This window comes from Flagellimonas marinaquae (genome assembly GCF_003992675.1).
GTDB classification, from domain to species: domain Bacteria; phylum Bacteroidota; class Bacteroidia; order Flavobacteriales; family Flavobacteriaceae; genus Flagellimonas; species Flagellimonas marinaquae.
The window spans coordinates 69,424-92,768 of sequence record NZ_RZMZ01000004.1 but is presented as its reverse complement, the minus strand read 5'-3'; the positions used below and the strand labels follow the sequence as shown (position 1 = coordinate 92,768).

The window sequence follows — 23,345 nt, the reverse complement described above, 5'->3', positions numbered from 1 at the left end:
AAATCAGGTTACTGCAAATTGTTTGGCCAAAAAAATGGATAACGGCAATAATAGTAGGATTAATAATCCTATCAAAAGATTAGCGTGCGCTACGGCTAATGAAGCGTCCAATAAAACAATGGACAGCACTCCAGATTTTACGGCATTTTTGATGTGGGCCGGGGTATTGTCCCTGTAAGCACGCACCAAAGGCCGAAATACCATTAAGGCAAACGTCAACAAAAACAATAGATACCATAAATCACCTTCTGCATAAAACATATGTAAGAAAACCACTCCTGCGATAACCATTCCATATAGCAATCCTGCCAATAGGATATTTCCTTTGTTCTTGCCATGTACTTCACCCCTACTGATCATGGTCACTGCAAATATGAATACAATGGGAAGCAACACATAGGGCCAATAGTGAAAAGCACCTAATATTGAAATCCCCATCAAAAGGTTGAGCCCCCTACAAATGCCCATATTTAAGGGACCCATTATTGGGTGGTGCTTCGCAAACTTATCATAGGACAAGATGGCCAGAGCCAAAAAAATAGCAATTGTCCCACTGGTTATTTTCACTAAAAAAGCCAGGCCGATTCCTACCGCGAGCAAGACAAAACCAAGGGACCTTGCCTTTCCCAAAGGCACCACTCCACTGGGAATAGGACGTTCCGGTCGCTCCACCCGATCTATTTCTATGTCAAAAACATCGTTGAGCACAACCCCACCTGCGTACAGGAAGACAGATCCTACAACCAATAGGATAAAAGGTAAAACAGCTACTTGAGGCAACTGAAAGACTCCATCTATGGCAAACAAACCGGAAATGGCCATCCCTGCCAAGATATCGGCTGCAGCGGTAGGCAAATTCGCAGGCCTACACAATTGGAGATATGCCTTTAAGCGTGGGTTCATTAAACGATTTTGTTGTCCTCTACCTTTGGCTCTTGTCCTCTTAAGACACTGTTATCATTAAATAGTTTTCGTTGGTCGATGGATTCGGGATTTAGCCAATGTTCAGCTTTCATTTTTCCCGACCTGCCAAAAAAGTCCAGTGCATTCTGGTAACAGGTTTTTACCACATCCTCACGGGCAACTCCATTTTGCAGCATTAAGTTGGCCGTTTTTGGAACCGCCAATGGGTCGGAAACACCCCAATCCGCGGAACTATCGACAATAATATTGGTGCTACCGAATTTTTTGACTACCTCCACCATACGTTGATTGCCCATCTTGGTTTTTGGATATATGGTAAAGGCTGCAATAAATCCACGGTCCAAAACTTCTCTAACCGTTTCTTCATTATTATGGTCGATGACCACCATTCCAGGGTCAATTCCGTGTTCTACGCACACCTCCATACTTTTAATGGTCCCTGCTTTTTTGTCCCTGTGGGGCGTATGCACTTGGACCATCATGTTAAACTCTTTGGCTAGCTCCAACTGCTCCCGGAAGAACCGGTCTTCTGCCTCGGTTTGGTCGTCATAACCGATTTCGCCAATGGCCACCACATTTTCCTTGTGTAGATACAACGGCAAAAGCTCCATAACTTCTTCGGCCAAGGGCACATTGTTGGCTTCTTTGGAGTTAAGACCGATGGTACAATAATGTTTGATTCCAAATTGTGAGGCCCTAAAGGGCTCCCATCCCACCAAACTGCTGAAATAGTCCTGAAAGGAACCAACCTGCGTTCTGGGCTGCCCCAACCAAAAGGAAGGTTCTATTACCGCCACCACCCCAGCTGCTGCCATGGCCTCATAGTCATCGGTAGTTCTTGAGGTCATGTGAACGTGTGGGTCTATGACCATTAATTTATCATCCATGCTGTTATACGTTTTTCCAAGTTAATTCACCCTTTTCTACCTGTTGTAGATAGGTGTTATATGTATCCAATAATTTTTTTGCCGGTTGGGTATCCGAATGAAAGCACACCAAGGTAGCCGCTTTTTGTTCGCGTTGGTTTTCGCTTTGGAACAAGCGTTCAATATCATTGACCAAAGCTCCTTCCAAAAAGGGTGACACAGGTCGCCAGAACATCGGGTCAATATCCCGTGAAGCAGCCCATCTTTCGTGAGCGTAGTCCGAGATGATTCTTGTCAAATCCTTATTGGCCATTTTTTCTACCTCTGGTATCCTCTTTAAATCCTGCTGCATAAAAGCAGACTTCAGGTACATTTGGTTCCATTCCGCTGTGGTGAAGTACCTTGAAGGATAAGGATTCATTTGGGAAATGGCATTGAACACCGTTGCAATATTGGTCCGTAGCGCTTCTACTGCAGCGAACTTAAAATGTTCCGGTTTCGGTAAAAGAACCAAATATTTCAAAAAAGTTTCCAACTCGGTTTTATCCGATATTTGTATCAATTGTTGAACAGGTTTTAAAAACACCTCCTCCAACTCCAAAACCGACAAAAGCATAAAAATCCGTGACATTTCCAAGGTAGAGGCTTTTTGCTGCTTGAGGTAACTTTCCCATTGGAAATTCTCATCTCCAAAATCACTGATAGGCCTATCCTTTATTTTTGAAGTGCATAAGCTATAGCTGATGTACAGGTCTTTCTTGCTTTTAGCATTGGCGACCCTTGTTATGGCATCCATCAACCATTCAAATTCAGTTTTTTCTAAGTTTAGTTTCAGGATATCGGAGAGATATTCTTTTGAGGTTTTGGCCATAAATTCTGACTAGAATACGTTGGTTTACAAATATAACGAGGGTTCACCGATTTTATTTAATCCTATCGGATTATCTTTGTCCAAAATTAGATGACCATGTTAGGCTTAAAATTACCTACCGACCCAAGATGGGTGAACATCGTTGAGAAGAACATCGAGGAGATTCTGACAGATCACGCTTATTGTGAGCAAAAAGCTGCCAGTACTGCCATATCGTTGATTATCGGATTTCCGGAAAAATCGGAATTGGTGAAAGAAATGACCGCTTTGGCCCGTGAGGAAATGGGACACTTCAATATGGTTCACGACAAAATTATCCAGCGTGGATGGGTTTTGGGTCGCGAACGTAAGGATGAATACGTCATCGAACTAATGAAATTTTTCCCAAAAGGTGGGAGCCGAGAGACCCACTTGGTGCATAAATTATTATATGCTGCCTTGATCGAAGCCCGCAGTTGCGAACGTTTTAGGTTACTTTCCGAAGAAATCGATGACCAAGAGCTGTCGGAGTTTTACCGCAATCTCATGATCAGTGAAGCCAATCACTATACCATGTTCCTCAAATTTGCCCGAAAATACGGGAAAAAGGAGGAAGTGGACCAAAAGTGGAACGACCTATTGGAGTACGAGGCCCAACTCATGAAAAATCTTGGGAAAAAGGAAACCATGCACGGATAACTCCGTAGGTTACTCCTCCAACTTCCTTTTGTAATAATCGTACATTTCAAATTGTGACCTAAATTCAGGTTGGCCCTTGCTCCTTTTTCTGTAGGCGTTGTCCTGCTCTGCAGAGAACACACGGGCCTTAGAATTGTCCTTCCAAGAAATCTCAAAAGTATCGAGCAGTTCCTGCCTTATGTCTGGGTCGTAAATAGGACAACCTACCTCTACCCTGAAGTCTAGGTTCCGGGTCATCCAATCCGCTGAGGAAATATAGATTTTTGGGTCGCCATCGTTTCCAAAAATGAACAATCTTGGATGTTCCAAAAACTTATCCACCACACTGATGGCCTCTATATTCTCGCTCATGCCTTCGACCCCTGGAATAAGGCAACAGATACCCCGAACAATCATTTGTATCTTTACCCCAGCCCTACTGGCTTCATACAATTTGTCCACCATTTTATAAGAGGTGAGACTGTTCATCTTTATTTTGATGTATGCCCGTTTTCCAGCTTTGGCAAAGGCAATTTCCCTATCGATCAACTTCATAAAAGTCGATTTGGTATAGTGAGGGGAAACAATCAGATGCTTGTATTTATTGATTTTATAATTGGTCTCGAAAAAACCGAAAACCTTGTTCATATCCTTCAAGATGCCTTGATGGGCAGTAAAGAGGGTGTAGTCGGTGTAGATTTTTGCAGTGGATTCGTTAAAATTCCCTGTACTGATAAAACCGTACCTTTTGATCTGATGTCCTTCCTCTCGTTCTATCAAACATATTTTGCTGTGTACTTTGAGCCCCGGTACACCAAAAATCAAATTGACACCTTCGTCCTGTAAGTAGTTGGCATACTCAATATTGTTCTGTTCATCAAACCTCGCTTGCAGTTCAATCTGCACAGTGACCTGTTTCCCGTTCTTTACTGCATTGACCAATGCCGATGCAATTTGACTTTCACTGGCCAAACGATAAATGGTAATCTTTATAGATCGCACTCGCGGATCTAGCGCGGCTTCTCGTAGAAACTTGGTCACATAACTAAACGTATGATAGGGCGCATAGATCATATAGTCCTTATGGGCAATCATATCCAGCAAACTTCCCTTCATGCTCAGTCCCTTCACGGGTAAAGGCTCAATCTTGTCGTACATCAGGTCATTTCGCCCAAGACTTGGAAAGCCCATATAGTCCCTGCGGTTATGGTAACGTCCACCGGGAATGACGCTATCGGTATCCATGATGTCCATTTTATCCTTGAGGAATTGAAGGGTGTCCTTATCAATGCTCTTATCGTAGACAAAACGCACGGGGTCGCTGATTTTTCTATCCTCCACACTCGAAGATATTTTCTCAATAAAGCTCTTGCTCAAATCATTGTCAATATCTAGTTCGGCATCACGGGTGATTTTGATCATATGCGCCGAAATGGAATCGAATTCGAACATGGTAAAGACACTGTCCAAACAGTAGCGAATCAAATCATCCAACATGATGACATAGTCCTTATCCCCTTCCTTGGGCAGTACCACAAAACGGTCAATTCCTTTGGGAATCTCAATCAGTGCATATCGATTGTGCTTTCCACGAGGGGTTCCGTTTTTCATGACCACTTTAACGGCCAAATAGGCTGCGGTATCTTTTAATAAAGGGAATTCGGTCAGGTCGTTCAGGATGATGGTCATCAGTTCCTGGTTGACTTTTTTAAAGAAGTAGTCCCGAATAAATTCGGCCTGGCTTTCGTTGACTTCGGTTTCCCTGATGATAAAGATGTTCTCTTGCCGAAGTTCTTTATCGATCTGTTTAAAAATGTCCAAACTACGTGCTTGCTGGTCAATCACTATTTTAGTGATTTCTTCCAACAAATCCTTGGCCCTTTCTCCTCCCAATACACTTTTTCCGGTTTTCCCAGCATCCACGATACGTTTTACCGTAGCATAACGCACCTTGAAAAACTCGTCCAAGTTGTTACTGAAAATCCCTAAAAATCGTAGTCTGTCAATCAGGGGGACCCTGTGGTCCTTTGCTTCTTGCAATACTCTTGCATTAAACTGCAACCAGCTGATTTCCCTATTGATATATTCGTTAGTTGTTTTTACCATCTATTTTTTTAAGTGTTTTGGAAAGACCATTTGTTTTGTGGTTCCCTTGGTTATTTTGGACCAATCGTCCACACCAAATGTAATATGGACCAATCCTGCAGTGGGAACGTTGTCAATATACTGATCTCCCCAAGTATTTGCAAGCGAGGTAAAGGCATTATTGTGGCCAAACAGGGCAACCGTATCCCAATCCTTGTGCAGTTGATGAACAAATTGTTCAACGCTATTGCCTGAAAAATCGTAGAGCATATCATTTACCCTAAAATTGGATAGGTCATATTCCAGATTCCTAACAAATATCATACTGGTATGCAAGGCCCTGTTGGCAGGACTGGAAAAGATGAAATCAATTTTTGGCGCATGCAATCCAAACGTCTTGGATACCTTGTGGGCATCGTTTATGCCACGTTCCTGTAAGGGCCGGTCTTTATCGGAAACATCATAATCCCATGAGGATTTTCCATGTCGCATCAATATCAATTGTTTCATTGTCTTAGGTTTTATGGGGCCAATCGTTCTATTTTCCAATCAAAATCTTCTTGCAGCGTATATCGTATCCTATCGTGCAATCGGTTGGGACGGCCTTGCCAAAACTCGATGGATATGGGCCGCACCAAAAAACCTCCCCAGTATTCGGGTCGTGGTACTTCCTTTCCCTCATATTCTTTTTCGAGCTCCTTTAGTTTACCTTCCAAATGTTCACGGGAAGGCACCACTTCACTCTGGTCCGAAACCACGGCACCCAATTGACTTCCTTTGGGCCGGGACTCAAAATAGCCGTCGGAAAGGTTTTCTGCAATCTTTTCAGCTTTCCCTTTTATGATTACCTGGCGCTCCAAATTGGGCCAAAAAAAGGAAAGACATACGGATGGGTTGGCCGCTATAGCCCTTCCCTTCTCACTTAGATAGTTGGTATAAAAAATAAAACCCTCAAAAGTGAACCTTTTCATCAATACTACCCTGCTTTTGGGGAAGCCGTCCAATCCAATAGTGGAAACCGTCATGGCATTGGGTTCGTCCACACCATCGGTAGCTTCCACCTCATGGAACCATTTTTGGAACTGCTCCATGGGATTGTGTTTAATGGAGGCTTCGGTCAGCTCGCTTTTTTCGTAAGATTTTCGGTAATCGCTAAGATCTTTTTGCATAAGGTGAAGATCGTTAAAAATAGGGTCTCCTCAAAACGGGAAGTTTGTAAAACTTTCGTAAAATTTTTAATCCCCAAAGTCAAACACCTTACCGTCATCGGCCAAATCAACTGGTGCAAAAATGGCTTCTGCCTCCTCTTTAAAAAACCGAATGGATTTGTAGCGTGTGGAATAATGGCCCAAAATCAAAAGTTTGGCATTGGCTTTTTGAGCTATTTGGGCAGCCTGCATGGCTGTGGAATGTTTTGTTTTTTCACATAGATGTACTTCCGATTCCAGGAAGGTTGACTCGTGGTACAAAACAGTAACATTTTGGATAGTGGGCAAAATGGTTTCGTTGTACATCGTGTCGCTGCAAAAAGCATAGCTTTTGGGTTCTGGCGGGTCCAGAGTCAACTTTTTGTTCGGAACCTTTTGACCTGATTTATCAACACCGTCCGCTCCATTTTTTATGTTGTTGAACTGACTTCGGTCTACACCGAACTTTCGGGCGGCCTCAACATCTAAAGTTCTGGGTGATTCCTTTTCCTGAAACAAAAATCCGTTCGTATATACCCTGTGAATCAAAGGGACAGTGCGTACGGTCACTTTTTCATCTTCAAAAATGAGTTCGGGTTCTTTGGACTCCAATTCGTGGAAAATCAAAGGGTAATTGGTCCAAGAATCCCCCAATTTCAAAAATAGGGTAATGGCTTGTTTAATGCCTTTTGGGCCATAAATATGAAGCTCTTTATCCCTTCCCAATAATCGGAAGGTGGAAATCAATCCCGGTAGACCGAAAAAATGGTCTCCATGGAGGTGTGAGATAAAAATATGGTTGATTCTGGAAAACTTGACCTTATATTTTCGGAGCTGTACTTGGGTCCCTTCGCCACAATCAATCAAAAATAGATGGTTCTTGATTTCGAGCACCTGGGAGGTAGGATTGGTAAAGGTTCGTGGTGTGGCGGCATAACAACCGAGTACGGTAAGCTTCATATGCCAAGGTCACGTTCAATTTCTTCCATTTCGATGATGTCCTTGGCCTCTTGAAGGGTTGGCACCACGCTCAACTCCTCTGGAATCTCGTCGTAATTCAACGCATCGGTGACCAAAACAAAGGATTGCCCGCCTGCCTTGTGAGAATTGGAGAGGTCCAAAAATTCCAACACATCGTTCACTGTCAATTTCTTGAACGAAAAGAGGTTGACTACGATATTGTCGTGCTTCAGTTTTGGGTAGGCGTTCTGCAGGTTTTCCATAAATCCGGAAAGCGTGGTCTTCTCTTGAAAGACGATGGTGGTGGTTCCTTCTTTGTCGATGATCATATCGCTTACTTTATTTTTGATGCCAAAAGATATAGTACGGCCATTCGAATGGCTACGCCATTTTCCACTTGGTGGAGGATAATGGACTGGTCGGAATCGGCGACATCACTGGTAATCTCTACGCCTCGGTTAATGGGGCCGGGGTGCATGATGACAATCTCTTTGTCCAAACTGTTCAACAATTCTTTATTGACCCCGAACTGTTGGGTGTATTCCCGTGTGGACGGAAAGTAGCTGATGTCCATTCGTTCGTTCTGTACCCGAAGCATATTGGCCACATCGCACCATTCCAAGGCCTTTCTCAAATTGGTCTCCACACCTACCCCCAAAGATTCAATATGTTTGGGAATCAGTGTTTTTGGTCCACAGACTTTTACGTTGGCTCCTTGCAGCTTTAGTGCAAAAATATTGGAAAGGGCCACCCGTGAATGCAGAATATCTCCGACAATGACCACATTTTTTCCACCTACGTCGCCCAACTTTTCCCGAATGGAGAAAGAATCAAGCAACGCCTGGGTCGGATGCTCATGGGCACCGTCACCTGCATTTACAATGGATGCTTTTACGTGCTTCGACAAAAATATACCAGCTCCGGGATTGGGGTGTCGCATTACCACCATATCCACTTTCATCGATAGGATATTGTTGACGGTATCGATTAAGGTTTCCCCCTTTTTAACGGAAGATTGCCCTGCCGAGAAATTGACCACGTCGGCTGAAAGTCGTTTTTCGGCGAGCTCAAAGGAGAGCTTGGTACGGGTACTGTTTTCAAAAAAGATATTGGCAATGGTAATATCGCGAAGGGTGGGCACTTTTTTAATGGAACGGTTGATGACCTCCTTAAAGTGGTCGGCCGTTTCAAAAATGAGCGATATATCCTTTTTGTTCAGATATTTGATTCCCAACAAGTGGTTTACGCTTAATTCGCTCATTCCCTTTTATTTGCTTACTAAATATACTTTATCCTCACCGTCGTTTTCTTCCCACATCACTTTGACTTTTTCTTCGTTAATGGCATCCACTTGTCGGCCACGATAAGTGGGCTGAATGGGCAAGTGTCTGCTAAAACGTCTATCGATCAGTGTCAAAAGTTCAATATTGCTTGGTCTGCCAAAGGACTGGATGGCTGTAAGGGCCGCCCGGATGCTTCTACCAGTGTAGAGCACATCATCGATAAACACCACTTTTTTGTCCTCCACCAAAAAATTCATCTGTGTGGAGTTGGCCTTGAGGATTTCCCCTCGTCCAAAATCGTCCCTAAAAAATGTGATGTCCAAAAACCCTAAATCAATATGTTTGATCTTGTATTCCTTTTTGAGAATCTTGACCAATCGCTCTGCCAAAAAAACACCCCTGGGCTGTATTCCAATCAATGCGGTATCGCTAAAATCCAAATGGTTTTCCATGAGCTGGCAGGCCAACCGGTGCAGTATGATGTTGATTTCCTTTGAAGTAAGCAGAACTTTTTGACTCATAGGCTTTGTGCGACCAACTCGGTTGAATACAAAAGTAAGCAATTCTTTAAAATGTTTGGAACATAAAAAAGCCCCACTGTTTCCAGCGGGGCTTTGTATCATTGAAAGGCCTGATTACTTTTTCTTGGAATCAGCTTCCATTTTGTCCTTCAAGGCTTGCAACTGTGAGTTGGCATCTCCAAGGGTCGGAGCAGCTTCATCGGATGATGCGGCTCTTTTCTTGGCAGCTTTCACATTCTTGTCCTCTTGCTCTCTAAAGATAGCAGTGTGGCTGGCCACAACTCGCTTGAAATCTTTGTTGAACTCGATAATCTTGAATTCGGCCTCTTCTCCTTTTTGGAGTTTTTTACCGTCTTCTTTTTCCATGTGGCGCTGTGGCACAAACCCTACGATATCCTCGTTAAAGTTGATGGTAGCTCCTTTGTCCACCACCTCTGCGATGGCAGCTTTGTGGATGGTACCTTCTGCAAACTCCTCGGAGTACTTGTCCCAAGGGTTCTCTGTAGTCTGCTTGTGTCCAAGGCTCAACTTGCGGCCTTCCACGTCCAATTCCAATACTTCAACCTCCAAGGTATCACCTACGGCAACAAACTCGGATGGATGCTTGATTTTCTTGGTCCAAGAAAGGTCGGAGATATAGATCAAACCGTCGATTCCTTCTTCCAACTCTACGAATACTCCAAAGTTGGTAAAGTTTCTAACGATTCCCTTGTGTCTTGATCCCACTGGGTATTTGGAAGTGATATCGGTCCATGGGTCAGGAGTCAATTGCTTGATACCTAGCGACATTTTACGATCTTCTCTATCCAAGGTCAATACTACGGCCTCAACTTCATCACCTACGTTCACGAAATCTTGGGCTGATCTTAGGTGAGTACTCCAAGACATTTCCGAAACGTGGATCAAACCTTCCACTCCTTCGGCTACTTCGATAAACGCGCCGTAATCAGCGATTACGACTACTTTACCTTTCACCTTGTCTCCTACTTTGATCTCATCACCAAGGGCATCCCATGGGTGTTTCTCCAATTGCTTAAGACCTAACTGGATTCTGGACTTGTTGTCGTCGAAGTCCAAGATAACCACGTTCAATTTTTGGTCTAGCTCCACCACCTCGTTCGGGTGGTTGATACGGCTCCAAGAAAGGTCGGTAATGTGCACCAATCCATCCACACCGCCAAGGTCGATAAATACCCCGTAAGATGTAATGTTCTTGACCACACCTTCCAATACTTGTCCTTTTTCCAATTGGCCGATGATCTCTTTTTTCTGCTCTTCGATGTCCGCTTCGATCAAGGCTTTGTGAGATACCACTACGTTCTTGAACTCGTGGTTGATCTTTACTACCTTGAACTCCATGGTCTTGCCTACATACTGATCGTAATCACGGATAGGCTTCACATCGATTTGGGAACCTGGTAAGAAGGCCTCGATACCGAATACGTCAACGATCATACCTCCTTTGGTACGGCATTTAACGAAACCGGTAACAATCTCTTCCTTATCGTGTGCGTTGTTCACACGCTCCCAAGCTTTGATGGTCCTTGCTTTTCTGTGGGACAATACCAACTGACCGGTTTTGTCTTCACGGATATCTATAAGTACCTCAACTTTGTCACCAACTTTAAGATCGGGATTGTATCGGAACTCATTCAAGGAAATTACACCTTCGGATTTGGCATTGATGTCAATGATCGCCTCACGGTCGGTCATGTGAACCACTGTTCCTTCCACTACTTCTTCATCGGCAGTGTCCACAAAGTTTTCCTCAACAAGGTTTTCAAATTCCTTGAGCTTGGTGTCGTCCACGCGCTCAATTCCTTCTTCGTACTTGTCCCAATCAAAGTTTTCAAGAAATTCCTGAGGATCTTGTTCGGGTTGTTTTGCTTCTTTTACTTCTGTTGCCAAGGCAGTTTCTTCTACCTCAACGTTTTGTTTGTCTTCAGCCATGTGCTGATTAAAATTTGTATTCCACGTTTTACAAGAGCTGAACAATTACCGTGGAAGCGGTTTTAAATTGATTTTCTTTAGTCCCTTTCGCCCTTGCCTACTTGCTAAAAGGGGTGCAAAAATACAATTAAATTATTGATATACAAAGCCTAAAAACAAGCTTTGCGCAAAAAAAGTAATCCCGTGATTTAACGATAAAATAAAGAGAGATTGATTATCTTGAGATTTCTAATTATTAACTATAAAAAAGTACCCTTATGAGCGTAAAAGCAAAGTATCAGCCTGTACTGGACCTAGGTGAAAAATTGAACGTACAAAATGGTGATGTTACCGTGGACGGCGATGTCCTTAAAATCAAGGGCATGACCAAGACCCAATATGAAAAGAACCTATTATGGGACAAAATCAAGGAGATTGGTGGGGAAAATCCCTCGGATATCAAAGCCAATATCACTGTGGAGGATGAATCCGTTTACCATAGGCATACGGTGAAGAGCGGGGAATCCCTGAGCAAGATTGCCAAGCATTACTACGGTGACCCGATGAAGTACACCAAAATTTTTGAGGCCAACACCAATATTCTAAAAAATCCAGATGTGATTCACCCTGACCAAGTTTTGGTGATTCCCAATTTGTAAAATTGATGCACAGTTCGGGGCCGTTGGTCTCGGACTGTTTTCTTTTGATGGCAATTGAAATCGTTTGCTACTCTTGCAACGCCCGAATAAAATTATAAACGCCTCTTCCTTCCGCTACCAAAACCCCATCTTGAAACGCTTTCATCTTGGTCACCATAATACGGTTGCCCATCCGTACCAGTTTACCTTCAAAAATGAGGTCTTTACCCTCTGCAAATCGCAAATAGTCCACACGTAGATCAATGGTGGAAAGCTTATCCTCCTGCGACTCAAAATTGGCTATTCCTATGGCACCGCCCACAGAATCCATCACCGTGGCCATGATGCCGCCATGCCAACGTTTTGTGCGGATATCTCCAACAAAATCTTCACGAAACGGAATCCGTACCCGTATAAATTCCTTTTCGATGGTCACTACTTTTAATCCCAAATAGCGGTGTATCGGAATTTCATCTTCAGCCAAACGAATCAGTTGTTGCCTTGTTTTTTCATCCATAGTCCAAAACTACAATATTTCGCCAAGGACAGGATACCCTGCTGATTTAATGGCTACAGCTATCATTTATCAAATCAAAAAATAATAGTGATTAAGGCACATTTTTTTATCGCCCATAAACCGAAAATTACTAAATTTAGTTGATTATCAACAAACTACGATTACCAATCCACAAACCTTAATTTTTTAAAAATCCAACCTATGCATCATTTGAAAACCTTTACCATATGTTCCGTGATTATGCTTGTCATGGCATGTAAATCGGACAACAAGCACATTGATACAACCCCTGCCATAGTTTACCATGGGGGAGACATCCTCACCATGGCCGGTGACAGTCCCGAATATGTGGAGGCCCTTGTGGTTCGGGATGGTCAAATTATCTATGCCGGAGCCGCTGACGAAGCCATGAACCAAGCGGGCAAAGGCCATCAAATGGTAAGTTTGGAAGGCCGTACCATGCTGCCGGGCTTAATCGATGGCCACGCCCACTTTTCCTCCTTCTCCGCTCAGGCCATTGGAGCGCAAATCCTACCACCACCCGATGCTGGAGCAAAAGATATCCCTACCCTTATCTCCATTTTAAAGGAATGGAACACGCCAGAGAATAGGGCACTTACTGGATGGATTTTCGGAATGGGCTTTGACGACTCCGTTTTGGAGGAAAACCGATTCCCGACCAAGTACGACCTCGATGAAGTATCCACCGAGCACCCCATTATGATCGTACACATATCTGGCCACTTTGCGGTGGTCAACACCAAAGGACTTGAATTATTGGGCATCGACGCCAACACACCCGACCCCGAAGGCGGCATTATCCGTAGAGAAGACAACAACGAACCCAATGGGGTATTGGAAGAACTGGCTGCCATTCCGTATTACGCCAAAGCATTTACCCCCGCATCGGCCGAAGCGGCCAACCTATTTTTTGAAGCAGGACAAGAAATGGCCCTCTCCTACGGCTACACCACCGCGCAAGAAGGACGGGATATGGGCAATGTAGAGCAATTTGTCCAATTGGCGGAGGCCCAAAAATTAAAATTGGACGTGGTCAGCTATATCGATTATCTTTTTGTGGACAAGTATCTCGAATCCGAATGGAAAAGCACTAACTACAATAACCATTACCGTATTGGGGGGATGAAAGTTACCCTAGATGGCTCGCCCCAAGGAAGAACTGCGTGGCGCACCACCCCCTATTTGATTCCGCCGGATGGCGCCAGCGCGGATTACAGCGGGTATCCTGCCATTCCACAGGACAGTGTGGTCACGGCCATTTACGACAAAGCCTTCAAAAACAATTGGCAAATTTTGACCCACGCCAACGGCGATGCCGCCATCGACCAAATGATCCGCACCATGAAAACTGCCGCCCAAACCCATGGCAATGAAGATCGGAGAAGCGTACTCATTCACGGGCAATACGTGCGTGAGGACCAGTTGGACTCCCTCAAAAAATTGGATGTGATTGCATCTCTTTTCCCGTTGCACACCTTTTATTGGGGCGATTGGCACAAACAAATCATTGGGGATAGTTTGGGCAACAAAATAAGCCCTACGCGCACTGCGCTGAACAAAGGCCTAAACATCACCATACATACCGATGCACCTGTGGCCCTGCCCAACCTCATGCGCATGGTGGGCATATCGGTAGAACGCAAGTCGCGTTCCGGGCAATTGATCGGAGAGAACGAAAAAATGACCCCCTACGAAGCGTTAAAAGGAATCACGGAATGGTCCGCCTACCAACATTTTGAAGAAGCAACCAAAGGGACGTTGGAAGTAGGCAAGACAGCGGACTTGGTGATCTTGGACAAAAATCCGTTAAAGGTGCCCGAAAGCGACATTAAAGACATCAAAGTGATGGAAACCATTAAAAATGGCGTTTCGGTGTACAGAAGATAGATTAAATTTTACTTTTTACCGTAAGGGTGATACATGGTCAACGACATTGTGTAATAGCTATCCATTGGTGGAAGTTTCACATCAAATCTGTTTTATTCCATGAAGTTGACCATGAATAATACCATTTTAAGCCTTTTTCCAATATTCCTATTATTCTTGGGTTGCGGCAATCCACAAAACAAAGCAACCATAAATCACCAAATTGCTAAAGAGGTTGGCATCACAAATGCCCAATCGGAACTGATCTTTGATCATACAAAGGTATTTCCGGACAACACCCAACTCGCCTTTGCCTTTATTAAAAATGGCACTGCAATATATTATGGTGTTGAAAAAAGGAACGATACTATTTTTACGATTAGAAATCGACAAAATGCATTTGAAATCGGATCTATCACGAAAGTTTTCAACGCGACCCTTCTTGCAGATTTTGTTTTGCAAAACAAAGTAAAACTGGAAGATTCCATCAACCCCCACTACGATTTTGAGTTCAACAATGGCCAAGTGATTACTTTTAAAACCTTGGCGAACCATACTTCGGGCCTTCCACGTATGCCCTCCAACCTTGACTTTGATATCGGTAACCAAGACCCATTTTCCTCTTACGATGCAGAAAAGTTAAAATACTATTTGGCTAATGAAATGGATTTATCTTTTGATGAGAATGGCGCATACGAGTATTCAAATTTAGGAGCTGGATTATTGGGCCATACCTTATCAAAGATTGGAGAAAAACCCTTGAACCAGTTGTTCCAGGAAAAAATATTTTCAAAATATAATATGCCCAACAGCACCATAGGGAGCGAAAATGTATCTATGTTTTTAGTCCAAGGCAAAAGTCCTGAAGGGCAACCCGTGCAAAATTGGAATTTGGCATCGTTAACCGGTGCGGGGGATATAATTTCTACCGCAGAAGATCTTTCCAAATTTGTAATGGCACAATTTCAGGAAAATGATGAAACTTTGGCACTTACCAGAGCGGCAACACATGCTATAAACGAAGATTCCAGTGTAGGTTTGGGATGGCACATACGCAAAGGACCATCCGGCGAAAATTGGATATGGCACAATGGTGGAACTGGAGGGTACACATCCTGTTTGGTAATGAATACGGAAAGTAAAAATGCCATTATTGTCTTGTCCAACGTTTCAGCACTTGGCGACCCCATGATACACATTGACCAACTCTGTTTTGGGCTTATGAGGACATTTTAAGGAAGTGAAATACCTTAACACTTAAACCTTTCTCTTCGCAATCATCCGTTGGAAATAATAGCTAATAGTGAACCTTTGAAAAGGTGTCCTTTGGGGTTTTTTGCTTTCGGGGTTTTACCACAAAAAGACTAACTTCACTACCCTTTACCGAACTGGTTTCGGTATCGGTCGATATAATTCACTGCGTACTCTGCGTAGCCAAAGTGTTAAAACGAATCATATCTTTAACGCTGTAAAAAATTATAAACGAATCAACGTACTAGTATGAAACAAACAATTGCCCTACTAATTTGCTCTTTTGTTTTCGGATGTACGTCTGAGATAAAACCCAAAAAAAGTGATTTATCCGATATTAATCTAGTATTACAAACCGACACTAAAATTGATAGTGTTTGGATTTCCAATATTGGACAAACCGAAAGTTTTTTTTTACCACTTAAGGATACAATTAAAGTGAACTTTGAAGAAAAATTAAATGATTTGTATAATATCGCTTTTTACACAGAAAATGGAAGAAAGGCAAATCAAATTTGGTTAAATGGAAACAATGTAATTGTAAATGCAAAACTAACTGACAAAATTGAAATTGATTCTGTTATAAATTCAGACTTGTATTATAGGTCCATAAATTTTTCAAAAAACTATGGTGAATTAATTCAAAATAAATCTGATAGTACTGCAATTGATAAATTTCTTTTGGAAAATATTAGTCAAAATATCCAAAGTCCATTTTCGTTTGCTGTGGCAAATACATTCATACATAGAAATCAGAATAACAAAGCCAAAATTGGAAAACTATTTGATATACTTTCGACGCAAAGCGATACTTTAAAAAATCACTTGATAAGCATTCACGGAAAAATAGAAAACATACTAAAGGTAAATTTTTTAAATACTGGAGATTATAAGTTTGCGAATATTGATAATCAACTATCATCAATTAATATAGAAAAATCAAAAATGTATCTTCTTGATTTTTGGTTTGTTAATTGCCCACCGTGTATCAGAGACCATAAGTTGATTTCCAAAAAATTGGGTTTGCTTAAAGAAAAAAAAGTAGAGCTCATTGGAATTTCTACTGATCGAAACCACTCGGTCTGGAAAGAATATTTGAAAAAGCAAAATTACAACTGGAAAAATTATAGAGAAATCGATTCTCTTAAAAGAGTTACAAAAGATATGGCAATATGGTCTTTCCCAACTTATTTGCTTTTAAAAAGTAATGGAGAAATCAAAGCAAGATATAATTCGTTTCGCGATTTTGAAAAAGCATTGGAATAAACACTGGTTGACAACATTCGGTATAATTTATCCAAAGTAGAAAATCATTTGAATCGTTTTCCAAAACTAATCATACACATACCTATGAGTGAAACCTCAAGAACTTTGTAATCCTCACCCCACCTTCGCCATCACCCGTTGGGCATAGTCGTGGATACGTTCAAACTGTTCTTCCAAACCCATATCGCTATTGTCAAACTCGATGGCATCCTTGGCCTTGGTCAATGGGGAAACGGTGCGGGTGGAATCGATGCGGTCGCGCTCTTCCACATTTCTCAGCACCTCATCATAGGTGACCTGTTCGCCCTTTTCCAACAGTTCCTTATACCGGCGTGCAGCTCGGGTCTCAGGAGAAGCGGTCATAAACAGTTTCAGTTCGGCTTCGGGAAACACTACGGTACCGATATCACGGCCATCCATCACAATACCCTTATCCTTGCCCATAGCCTGCTGCATCTTCACCAATTTTTCGCGCACTTCCTTAATGGCGGCCACCTTGCTCACAAACCCGGAAACGTGCAGGGTGCGAATCTCGTGCTCCACATTCTTGTTGTTCAAGAACATTTCGGAGCGTCCCGTCTCTTGGTTGGGCACAAATTTAAGGTGAATCTCAGACAGCTTGTCAACCAAAGCGGCTTCATCCAACTGCCCGCTTTCATTTATAATGCCCTCTTGCAAAGCAAAGAGCGTTACGGCGCGGTACATGGCACCGGTATCCACATAAATATAGTTCAGGCTAGCCGCCAGGCGTTTGGCGATGGTACTTTTTCCCGTAGAGGAATATCCGTCAATGGCAATCGTAATTTTTCCCATACGCCAAAAATAGGCAGAAAAGCGCTTCTGCCCTTAAGACTTTTACGAATTATAGCTCCTTGGCGTTCTTTACTTTCTGTTTGGTGACGGCAATATCGATTACCTCGCTCATGTCGGTCACGTAATGGAACGTAAGCCCTTTTAGATATTCGTCCTTGATTTCCTCAATGTCCTTTTTGTTGTCCGCACAAAGAATGATTTCCTTAATGCGCGCCCTTTTGGCGGCCAAGATTTTTTCTTTGATACCCCCAACCGGCAACACCTTGCCTCGAAGTGTAATCTCGCCTGTCATTGCCAAGCTCTTCTTCACTTTTCGCTGGGTAAAGAGTGAAACCAAAGAAGTCAGCATCGTAATCCCCGCGCTGGGGCCATCTTTTGGCGTAGCTCCTTCGGGTACGTGGATATGCACATTATATTTATCGAAAACCGTCGGGTCAATACCATAGGTTTCTGCATTCGATTTGATGTATTCCATCGCAATCGTAGCCGATTCCTTCATCACTTTGCCCAGGTTACCGGTAATGTTCATACTGCCCTTTCCTTTGGAAAGTATGGACTCGATGAACAGAATATCACCCCCAACACTGGTCCAAGCCAAACCTGTGACCACACCGGCCACATCGTTGTTCTCGTACTTGTCGCGCTCCAATCGGGCAGGGCCTAAAATCTTTTCAATATCCTCGTTGGTGACCGTTACATTGTATTCCTCCTCCATGGCAATGGATTTGGCAGCGTAGCGCACCACCTTGGCAATTTGTTTCTCTAGACTACGCACCCCGGATTCGCGTGTATAGCCCTCAACGATTTTTTCCAACTGGCGTTTGCCAATTTTCAGGTCTTTTTTGGAAAGTCCGTGTTCTTCCAGCTGCTTGGGCAACAAATGGCGTTTGGCAATTTCCACCTTCTCCTCTATCGTGTAACCCGTTACGTTGATAATTTCCATACGGTCACGAAGTGCAGGTTGAATGGTGGATAGATTGTTCGCCGTGGCAATGAACATCACCTTGGACAAATCGTAGCCCATTTCCAAGAAGTTATCGTGGAAATCACTGTTCTGCTCAGGGTCTAATACCTCCAGCATGGCCGAAGAAGGATCTCCTTGGTGACTGCTGGCCAATTTATCGATCTCATCCAAAATGAATACGGGGTTGGAAGTTCCTGCTTTCTTTAAACTTTGGATGATACGTCCTGGCATGGCACCGATATATGTTTTTCGGTGGCCACGGATTTCTGCTTCATCGCGGAGACCGCCCAAGGACATGCGCACATACTCACGTCCCAAAGCCTCTGCCACCGATTTCCCCAAAGAGGTTTTACCCACTCCCGGAGGGCCGTATAGGCAAAGAATGGGCGACTTCATGTCGTTACGCAATTTTAACACGGCCAAATATTCAATGATGCGGCGTTTTACATCTTCCAGACCATAGTGGTCGCGGTCCAAAATCTGCTGAGCCTTTTTTAAATCGAACTTATCCTTGGAGTATTCGTTCCATGGCAGGTCGAGCAACAGGTCCAAATAATTCCGTTGGATGGAATACTCAGCCACCTGGGGATTCATCCGGCGCATTTTGGCCAATTCTTTCTCAAAATGCTCCTCCACCTTTTTGCTCCACTTCTTCGTCTTGGCCTTTTCGGTCATTTCGTCCACCTCTTCTTCGTACGAAAGCCCTCCCAACTCTTCTTGGATGGTCTTCATCTGTTGGTGGAGGAAGTATTCCCGCTGTTGCTGGTCCATATCGCTACGAACCTTGCTTTGGATATCGTTGCGCAACTCCAATTTTTGAAGTTCCATGTTCATGTACTTCAAAGTGGCCAGGGCACGCTCCTGTAAATTCGGTATTTCCAAGAGCTGTTGCTTCTCTGAAACCGATAGATTGAGGTTGGACGAAACGAAATTGATCAGAAACGGATTGCTCTGTATGTTTTTGATCGCAAAAGTGGCCTCGCTCGGGATATTGGGATTGTCCTTGATAATCTTGAAGGCCAATTCCTTGATGGAATCGATAATGGCCTCGAATTCGCCGCTTTGGTCATCAGGGCGCTCCTCTGCCGCCTCACTCACCTTTGCCGTTATGTACGGTTTTTGGGTCAGTAGTGCATCTATCTTGAATCGTTTTTTTCCTTGAATGATGACCGTGGTGTTCCCATCGGGCATTTGTAGTACCCGAAGAATACGTGCCACGGTACCCACCGTATTGATATCCTCTGGGCCTGGATTCTCAACGCTTTCGTCCTTTTGGGAAACCACCCCGATGACCTTGGAACCATTATTGGCATCCTTGATCAGGTTGATGGATTTATCCCTTCCCGCTGTGATGGGGATTACCACCCCGGGGAACAAAACAGTATTTCTAAGGGGAAGTACCGGCAATGTCTCCGGTAAACTCTCCTTGTTCATTTGCTCTTCGTCCTCAGGGGTCAACAAAGGAATCAATTCTGCATCCTCGTCCAATCCCTGAAGGTCTATATTGTCAAATTTGGTAATTTTCATCTCTCCCATATCATCTTTTCGGTCATTTTGTCATAATCGACGAACGACCCGCATTTTTGTTCAACATCAATAGCCGCATAAACCCCTAAAAATCAACATTAATAGTAATTTACAAGCTAACTATCCACCATTGTTTGGCAATTCCTGTGCCATTTAAAAATCAAATTTTAAGAAAAAAGTGTAACAATTGGTAAATTCCATAATCTATAAGACAAACCAATCATTTTTTGAGCCGACAAAATGAACATATTGACACGCTGCTCGAATTGTGCAAGCAGGGCAAACAAAGTGCACAGCTAGAGGTTTACAACCGCTATTACAAAGCGATGTACAATACCGCTTTGAGGATTGTAAAGCATACGGCAGAGGCAGAGGATGTGATGCAGGAATCGTTCCTGAGCGCATTTACCAAATTGCACACCTTTAAAGGAGACGTCGCCTTTGGGGCATGGTTAAAGCGGATTGTGATCAATAACAGTATCTATCATTACAAAAAGCAGCAGAAAAAGCGGACTGCGGATTTGGATGATGTAATGTACAAGGTCGAAGATAATGATGTAGTTGCTTCGGACCACAATGGTTATACAGAACTGAAGGCTCAAAAAGTGATGGAAACCATGAAAAGTTTGAAAGACAATTACAGAGTTTCTTTGACCTTACATTTAATAGAAGGATACGATTACGAAGAAATCAGTGAAATAATGAACATTAGCTATGCTAATTGTAGGACCACCATTTCAAGGGCCAAAGATAGCCTTAGAAAAAAATTGACCGTAAATGTTTAGTTATGAAAAAGGATAGTTTAGATCATCTGTTCGAGCGCCTCCAAGGAGCGTTCGATGTGGAAGAGCCGGAAAACGGGCACCAAGGGCGGTTTTTGGAAAAATTGAACCAGCAACAAGGCACCATTGCCTTGGGCAAGAAAAAAAGCTCATGGTGGAAACCCTTGTCCATTGCCGCATCCGTGGTCATAGTGGCCGTTTTGGGATATGGTGCCTTTGGGTCGGGGCCGAGCCTTAAACAACAGGTCACCAAAATTGCACCGGAAGTTTCCCAGACCGAGTTCTACTTTGCCAGTTTGATAGAAGCGCAAGTGGAAGAGCTCAAGGAAGAAAAAACCCCGGAAACAGCCCAATTGGTAGACGACACTTTGGCACAATTGGCCAAATTGGACAAGGACTACCGAACCCTGGAACAAGATCTGGTAGACGGTGGCGATAGCAAAATCATCCTGAGCGCAATGATCACCAATTTCCAAACACGTATCGACCTATTGAAAGAAGTTTTGAGCCAAATAGAAAATATTAAGAATCTAAAATCACAACATGATGAAAGTTTTACCATTTAAATCCCTCTTTTTCGCCTTGGCTTTGATTCCCTTTGTGGCTATGGCCCACGTGGACAACGATAAGCTTAACGGCAGGTACACCAAGGAAAAGACCATTAAAAAAGAATACAACGTAAATCCTGAAGCTCTTTTTAAGGTGAAGAACAGCTACGGCAACGTAACCCTTACCTCTTGGAACGAGAACCGTGTGGCCATTGAGGTGCACATCAAAACCAACGGCAACGACGAAGACCGTGTGCAGGAACGATTGGATGAAATCGACGTGGAGTTTGAAAACAGTCCTGATATGGTCTCTGCCACCACCCGTTTCGGAGATCGCAAAAATAGCTGGGGGTGGAGCTGGGGAGGACGCAAAAAAGTTAGCGTACAGGTCAACTATACCATAAAACTCCCCGTGAAGAACAGCGTTAACCTCAGCAACGATTATGGAAGCATTATTTTGGACCGTATCGACGGACATGCCAAGATCAGCTGTGATTACGGGAAGCTGGAAATCGGTGAACTACGGGGGCGCAATAACGAGCTTCGGTTCGATTATACCTCAAGATCAACCTTCGATTACATCAACAGTGCGGAGATTATTGCAGATTATTCCGGATTTACCATCGAAAAGGCAGGCAACCTCAACATTAAAGCGGACTACACCAATGTGGTGGTAGAAGAAATGGACAACCTACAATATGCCAGTGATTATGGTTCCATCGACGTAAGAAATGTGACCAATGTGGAAGGCAACGGTAACTACATTGGTGTAAAACTGGGCAATGTACACGGCAATGTGGCCATTACCAGCGACTATGGGTCCATTAAAATTGACCGAATGGCACCTGACGCCGGAAATATTGAAATTGGTTCAGATTATACGGGCATCAAGATTGGTTATGATCCAAGTTACCATTTTGATTTTGAAATCAGTACCGAATATGCCGGTGTAAGCGGCAAGGAAGATTTTGAAATCAACATCAGTAAGGAAAAATCGACCGAAAAATATTATCGTGGGTTCTATGGTAAGGCCAATTCTGGAAACAGGGTCAACATTACCAGCGACTACGGGGGTATCTCATTTTATCAGAATTAATAGCAATCAAAAAACAATTTAATCACAAGATCATGAAAAAACTTATCACATTTGTGCTCGCCTTAGGAATGATAGCCTGTACCAACGCCCAATGGGGCAAACGGGTCAAAGGAAACGGGGATTACGTAACCCTGGAGCGCTCTGTTGGGGAGTACGATGGGGTCGCTCTGGCAGGTTGGTTTGATGTGGAACTGGTTTCTGGAACCGAAGGCGAACTGACCTTGGAAGGCGAATCCAACCTTTTGGAGCACATTAAAACTGAGGTCAAGAACGGAAAACTGGTCATTAAAGCCGAAAATGGCATGAACCTTAGACCTTCCAGTTGGAATAGGGGTATCCGAATTACGGTTCCCATATCTTCCATTGACTTTGTAAGCCTATCGGGTTCTGGGGACATTGTAGGGAAAACGACCATCCAAGCGGACCAGTTCGATGCCAGCATGTCAGGATCTGGCGATGTGACCTTGACCGTTGAAGCCAATGAGCTAGAAGCCACACTTTCCGGTTCTGGTGATATCAACTTATCTGGAAAAGTAACGGACTTTTCAGTATCGGTTTCCGGTTCAGGGGATATCAAGGCATTCGATTTGGAAGCTGAATTTGTTGAGGCGACCGTTTCGGGCTCGGCCGATATCAAAGTGACCGCAAACCAATCCTTGGATGCAAGGGTATCCGGTTCTGGGGACATTCAGTATAAGGGCAATCCCAAAAAAGTACACTCCAAAGCCTCTGGATCGGGAGATATTACGAAAGTATAGCCCTGATCCACAAAA

Annotated in this window: 23 protein-coding genes; 9 read left to right on the top strand and 14 right to left on the bottom strand. The window is 43.4% G+C overall.

All coding sequences use genetic code 11. From position 1 onward, the window contains the following. Window positions 1-3: 3 nt before the first annotated feature. The 3 genes from eboC to EO130_RS01660 are packed head-to-tail and all read right to left on the bottom strand — an operon-like array spanning window position 4 to window position 2,661. A complete protein-coding gene (gene eboC / locus EO130_RS01670; protein WP_127139794.1) occupies window positions 4-903 on the bottom strand; it encodes a UbiA-like protein EboC in 900 nt (299 codons plus the stop codon). Further along, entirely contained in the window at window positions 903-1,811 is a 909-nt protein-coding gene (locus EO130_RS01665; protein WP_127139793.1) for a TatD family hydrolase, read from the bottom strand. Before EO130_RS01665 ends, eboC begins: the two co-directional genes overlap by 1 nt. A 4-nt stretch (window positions 1,812-1,815) precedes the next feature. Then, window positions 1,816-2,661, bottom strand: coding sequence for an EboA domain-containing protein (locus EO130_RS01660; RefSeq protein ID WP_127139792.1), 846 nt, complete (start codon window positions 2,659-2,661; stop codon window positions 1,816-1,818). A gap of 96 nt (window positions 2,662-2,757) precedes the next feature. Between EO130_RS01660 and EO130_RS01655 the strand changes: the two genes are divergently transcribed. Next, window positions 2,758-3,339 carry a MiaE family protein gene (locus EO130_RS01655; protein WP_127140000.1) on the top strand — a complete coding sequence of 194 codons (582 nt, stop codon included), beginning with the start codon at window positions 2,758-2,760 and terminating at the stop codon, window positions 3,337-3,339. Window positions 3,340-3,348: 9 nt separating this feature from the next. On the opposite strand, the gene ppk1 is transcribed toward EO130_RS01655, so the two are convergent. The 8 genes from ppk1 to rpsA all read right to left on the bottom strand — a co-directional run bounded on the left by ppk1 (window position 3,349) and on the right by rpsA (window position 11,304). Beyond that, the gene (gene ppk1 / locus EO130_RS01650; protein WP_127139791.1) at window positions 3,349-5,424 is read right to left on the bottom strand and encodes a polyphosphate kinase 1; all 2,076 of its coding nucleotides are present in this window, start codon (window positions 5,422-5,424) and stop codon (window positions 3,349-3,351) included. Then, window positions 5,425-5,913, bottom strand: coding sequence for a SixA phosphatase family protein (locus tag EO130_RS01645; RefSeq protein WP_127139790.1), 489 nt, complete (start codon window positions 5,911-5,913; stop codon window positions 5,425-5,427). Window positions 5,914-5,924: 11 nt separating this feature from the next. Further along, complete coding sequence (gene pdxH / locus EO130_RS01640) at window positions 5,925-6,572, bottom strand: pyridoxamine 5'-phosphate oxidase (protein WP_127139789.1); 648 nt, start codon at window positions 6,570-6,572, stop codon at window positions 5,925-5,927. A 66-nt stretch (window positions 6,573-6,638) separates the two neighbouring features. Beyond that, on the bottom strand, window positions 6,639-7,550 hold the full coding sequence (locus EO130_RS01635; RefSeq protein ID WP_127139788.1) for a ribonuclease Z: 912 nt from the start codon (window positions 7,548-7,550) through the stop codon (window positions 6,639-6,641). Beyond that, window positions 7,547-7,879, bottom strand: a complete 333-nt coding sequence (locus EO130_RS01630) for a ribonuclease Z (protein ID WP_127139787.1) — start codon at window positions 7,877-7,879, stop codon at window positions 7,547-7,549. Before EO130_RS01630 ends, EO130_RS01635 begins: the two co-directional genes overlap by 4 nt. 5 nt (window positions 7,880-7,884) lie before the next feature. Then, window positions 7,885-8,811, bottom strand: a complete 927-nt coding sequence (locus EO130_RS01625) for an aspartate carbamoyltransferase catalytic subunit (protein WP_127139786.1) — start codon at window positions 8,809-8,811, stop codon at window positions 7,885-7,887. 6 nt (window positions 8,812-8,817) lie between these two features. Next, window positions 8,818-9,354 (bottom strand): bifunctional pyr operon transcriptional regulator/uracil phosphoribosyltransferase PyrR, encoded by a 537-nt coding sequence (gene pyrR / locus EO130_RS01620; RefSeq protein WP_127139785.1) that lies wholly within the window; start codon window positions 9,352-9,354, stop codon window positions 8,818-8,820. Between the two features lie 114 nt (window positions 9,355-9,468). Further along, window positions 9,469-11,304: a 30S ribosomal protein S1 gene (rpsA, locus tag EO130_RS01615; RefSeq protein ID WP_127139784.1), complete on the bottom strand. Its 1,836-nt coding sequence runs from the start codon at window positions 11,302-11,304 to the stop codon at window positions 9,469-9,471. Window positions 11,305-11,561: 257 nt separating this feature from the next. Here rpsA and EO130_RS01610 point away from each other — a divergent pair, with 257 nt between their 5' ends. Further along, window positions 11,562-11,942 carry a LysM peptidoglycan-binding domain-containing protein gene (locus EO130_RS01610; protein WP_127139783.1) on the top strand — a complete coding sequence of 127 codons (381 nt, stop codon included), beginning with the start codon at window positions 11,562-11,564 and terminating at the stop codon, window positions 11,940-11,942. Window positions 11,943-12,009: 67 nt separating this feature from the next. Here EO130_RS01610 and EO130_RS01605 read toward each other — a convergent pair whose 3' ends face one another. After that, entirely contained in the window at window positions 12,010-12,438 is a 429-nt protein-coding gene (locus tag EO130_RS01605) for a hotdog fold thioesterase (protein ID WP_127139782.1), read from the bottom strand. 201 nt (window positions 12,439-12,639) lie between these two features. On the opposite strand from EO130_RS01605, the gene EO130_RS01600 reads away from it, so the two are divergent. From EO130_RS01600 to EO130_RS01590, 3 genes are all read left to right on the top strand, one after another. After that, window positions 12,640-14,346 carry an amidohydrolase gene (locus tag EO130_RS01600; protein ID WP_127139781.1) on the top strand — a complete coding sequence of 569 codons (1,707 nt, stop codon included), beginning with the start codon at window positions 12,640-12,642 and terminating at the stop codon, window positions 14,344-14,346. A 99-nt stretch (window positions 14,347-14,445) separates the two neighbouring features. Beyond that, on the top strand, window positions 14,446-15,561 hold the full coding sequence (locus EO130_RS01595; protein WP_127139780.1) for a serine hydrolase domain-containing protein: 1,116 nt from the start codon (window positions 14,446-14,448) through the stop codon (window positions 15,559-15,561). 264 nt (window positions 15,562-15,825) lie between these two features. Continuing rightward, entirely contained in the window at window positions 15,826-16,842 is a 1,017-nt protein-coding gene (locus EO130_RS01590; RefSeq protein ID WP_127139779.1) for a TlpA family protein disulfide reductase, read from the top strand. Between the two features lie 114 nt (window positions 16,843-16,956). Here the strand turns inward: EO130_RS01590 and cmk are convergent, their stop codons facing one another. Together cmk and lon are read right to left on the bottom strand one after the other, a co-directional pair. Beyond that, complete coding sequence (gene cmk / locus EO130_RS01585) at window positions 16,957-17,655, bottom strand: (d)CMP kinase (RefSeq protein ID WP_127139778.1); 699 nt, start codon at window positions 17,653-17,655, stop codon at window positions 16,957-16,959. A gap of 49 nt (window positions 17,656-17,704) precedes the next feature. Then, the gene (gene lon, locus EO130_RS01580; RefSeq protein WP_127139777.1) at window positions 17,705-20,155 is read right to left on the bottom strand and encodes an endopeptidase La; all 2,451 of its coding nucleotides are present in this window, start codon (window positions 20,153-20,155) and stop codon (window positions 17,705-17,707) included. 218 nt (window positions 20,156-20,373) lie between these two features. On the opposite strand from lon, the gene EO130_RS01575 reads away from it, so the two are divergent. Genes EO130_RS01575 through EO130_RS01560 form a run of 4 tightly spaced genes read left to right on the top strand, consistent with a single transcriptional unit; the run spans window position 20,374 to window position 23,330 of the window. Next, window positions 20,374-20,931, top strand: a complete 558-nt coding sequence (locus EO130_RS01575; protein ID WP_127139776.1) for an RNA polymerase sigma factor — start codon at window positions 20,374-20,376, stop codon at window positions 20,929-20,931. 2 nt (window positions 20,932-20,933) lie between these two features. Further along, window positions 20,934-21,494, top strand: coding sequence for a hypothetical protein (locus tag EO130_RS01570; protein WP_127139775.1), 561 nt, complete (start codon window positions 20,934-20,936; stop codon window positions 21,492-21,494). Further along, window positions 21,475-22,572 (top strand): DUF4097 family beta strand repeat-containing protein, encoded by a 1,098-nt coding sequence (locus tag EO130_RS01565; protein WP_127139999.1) that lies wholly within the window; start codon window positions 21,475-21,477, stop codon window positions 22,570-22,572. The genes EO130_RS01570 and EO130_RS01565 overlap by 20 nt, the downstream gene beginning before the upstream one ends. Before the next feature lie 32 nt (window positions 22,573-22,604). Continuing rightward, window positions 22,605-23,330: a head GIN domain-containing protein gene (locus EO130_RS01560; RefSeq protein ID WP_127139774.1), complete on the top strand. Its 726-nt coding sequence runs from the start codon at window positions 22,605-22,607 to the stop codon at window positions 23,328-23,330. Window positions 23,331-23,345 lie beyond the last annotated feature (15 nt).

Excerpts from the sequence above, each read along its gene's own strand:
- eboC (WP_127139794.1), bottom strand. The coding sequence starts at position 903 with ATGAACCCACGCTTAAAGGCATATCTCCAATTGTGTAGGCCTGCGAAT.
- EO130_RS01665 (WP_127139793.1), bottom strand. The coding sequence starts at position 1,811 with ATGGATGATAAATTAATGGTCATAGACCCACACGTTCACATGACCTCA.
- EO130_RS01660 (WP_127139792.1), bottom strand. The coding sequence starts at position 2,661 with ATGGCCAAAACCTCAAAAGAATATCTCTCCGATATCCTGAAACTAAAC.
- EO130_RS01655 (WP_127140000.1), top strand. The coding sequence starts at position 2,758 with ATGTTAGGCTTAAAATTACCTACCGACCCAAGATGGGTGAACATCGTT.
- ppk1 (WP_127139791.1), bottom strand. The coding sequence starts at position 5,424 with ATGGTAAAAACAACTAACGAATATATCAATAGGGAAATCAGCTGGTTG.
- EO130_RS01645 (WP_127139790.1), bottom strand. The coding sequence starts at position 5,913 with ATGAAACAATTGATATTGATGCGACATGGAAAATCCTCATGGGATTAT.
- pdxH (WP_127139789.1), bottom strand. The coding sequence starts at position 6,572 with ATGCAAAAAGATCTTAGCGATTACCGAAAATCTTACGAAAAAAGCGAG.
- EO130_RS01635 (WP_127139788.1), bottom strand. The coding sequence starts at position 7,550 with ATGAAGCTTACCGTACTCGGTTGTTATGCCGCCACACCACGAACCTTT.
- EO130_RS01630 (WP_127139787.1), bottom strand. The coding sequence starts at position 7,879 with ATGATCATCGACAAAGAAGGAACCACCACCATCGTCTTTCAAGAGAAG.
- EO130_RS01625 (WP_127139786.1), bottom strand. The coding sequence starts at position 8,811 with ATGAGCGAATTAAGCGTAAACCACTTGTTGGGAATCAAATATCTGAAC.
- pyrR (WP_127139785.1), bottom strand. The coding sequence starts at position 9,354 with ATGAGTCAAAAAGTTCTGCTTACTTCAAAGGAAATCAACATCATACTG.
- rpsA (WP_127139784.1), bottom strand. The coding sequence starts at position 11,304 with ATGGCTGAAGACAAACAAAACGTTGAGGTAGAAGAAACTGCCTTGGCA.
- EO130_RS01610 (WP_127139783.1), top strand. The coding sequence starts at position 11,562 with ATGAGCGTAAAAGCAAAGTATCAGCCTGTACTGGACCTAGGTGAAAAA.
- EO130_RS01605 (WP_127139782.1), bottom strand. The coding sequence starts at position 12,438 with ATGGATGAAAAAACAAGGCAACAACTGATTCGTTTGGCTGAAGATGAA.
- EO130_RS01600 (WP_127139781.1), top strand. The coding sequence starts at position 12,640 with ATGCATCATTTGAAAACCTTTACCATATGTTCCGTGATTATGCTTGTC.
- EO130_RS01595 (WP_127139780.1), top strand. The coding sequence starts at position 14,446 with ATGAAGTTGACCATGAATAATACCATTTTAAGCCTTTTTCCAATATTC.
- EO130_RS01590 (WP_127139779.1), top strand. The coding sequence starts at position 15,826 with ATGAAACAAACAATTGCCCTACTAATTTGCTCTTTTGTTTTCGGATGT.
- cmk (WP_127139778.1), bottom strand. The coding sequence starts at position 17,655 with ATGGGAAAAATTACGATTGCCATTGACGGATATTCCTCTACGGGAAAA.
- lon (WP_127139777.1), bottom strand. The coding sequence starts at position 20,155 with ATGGGAGAGATGAAAATTACCAAATTTGACAATATAGACCTTCAGGGA.
- EO130_RS01570 (WP_127139775.1), top strand. The coding sequence starts at position 20,934 with ATGAAAAAGGATAGTTTAGATCATCTGTTCGAGCGCCTCCAAGGAGCG.
- EO130_RS01565 (WP_127139999.1), top strand. The coding sequence starts at position 21,475 with ATGAAAGTTTTACCATTTAAATCCCTCTTTTTCGCCTTGGCTTTGATT.
- EO130_RS01560 (WP_127139774.1), top strand. The coding sequence starts at position 22,605 with ATGAAAAAACTTATCACATTTGTGCTCGCCTTAGGAATGATAGCCTGT.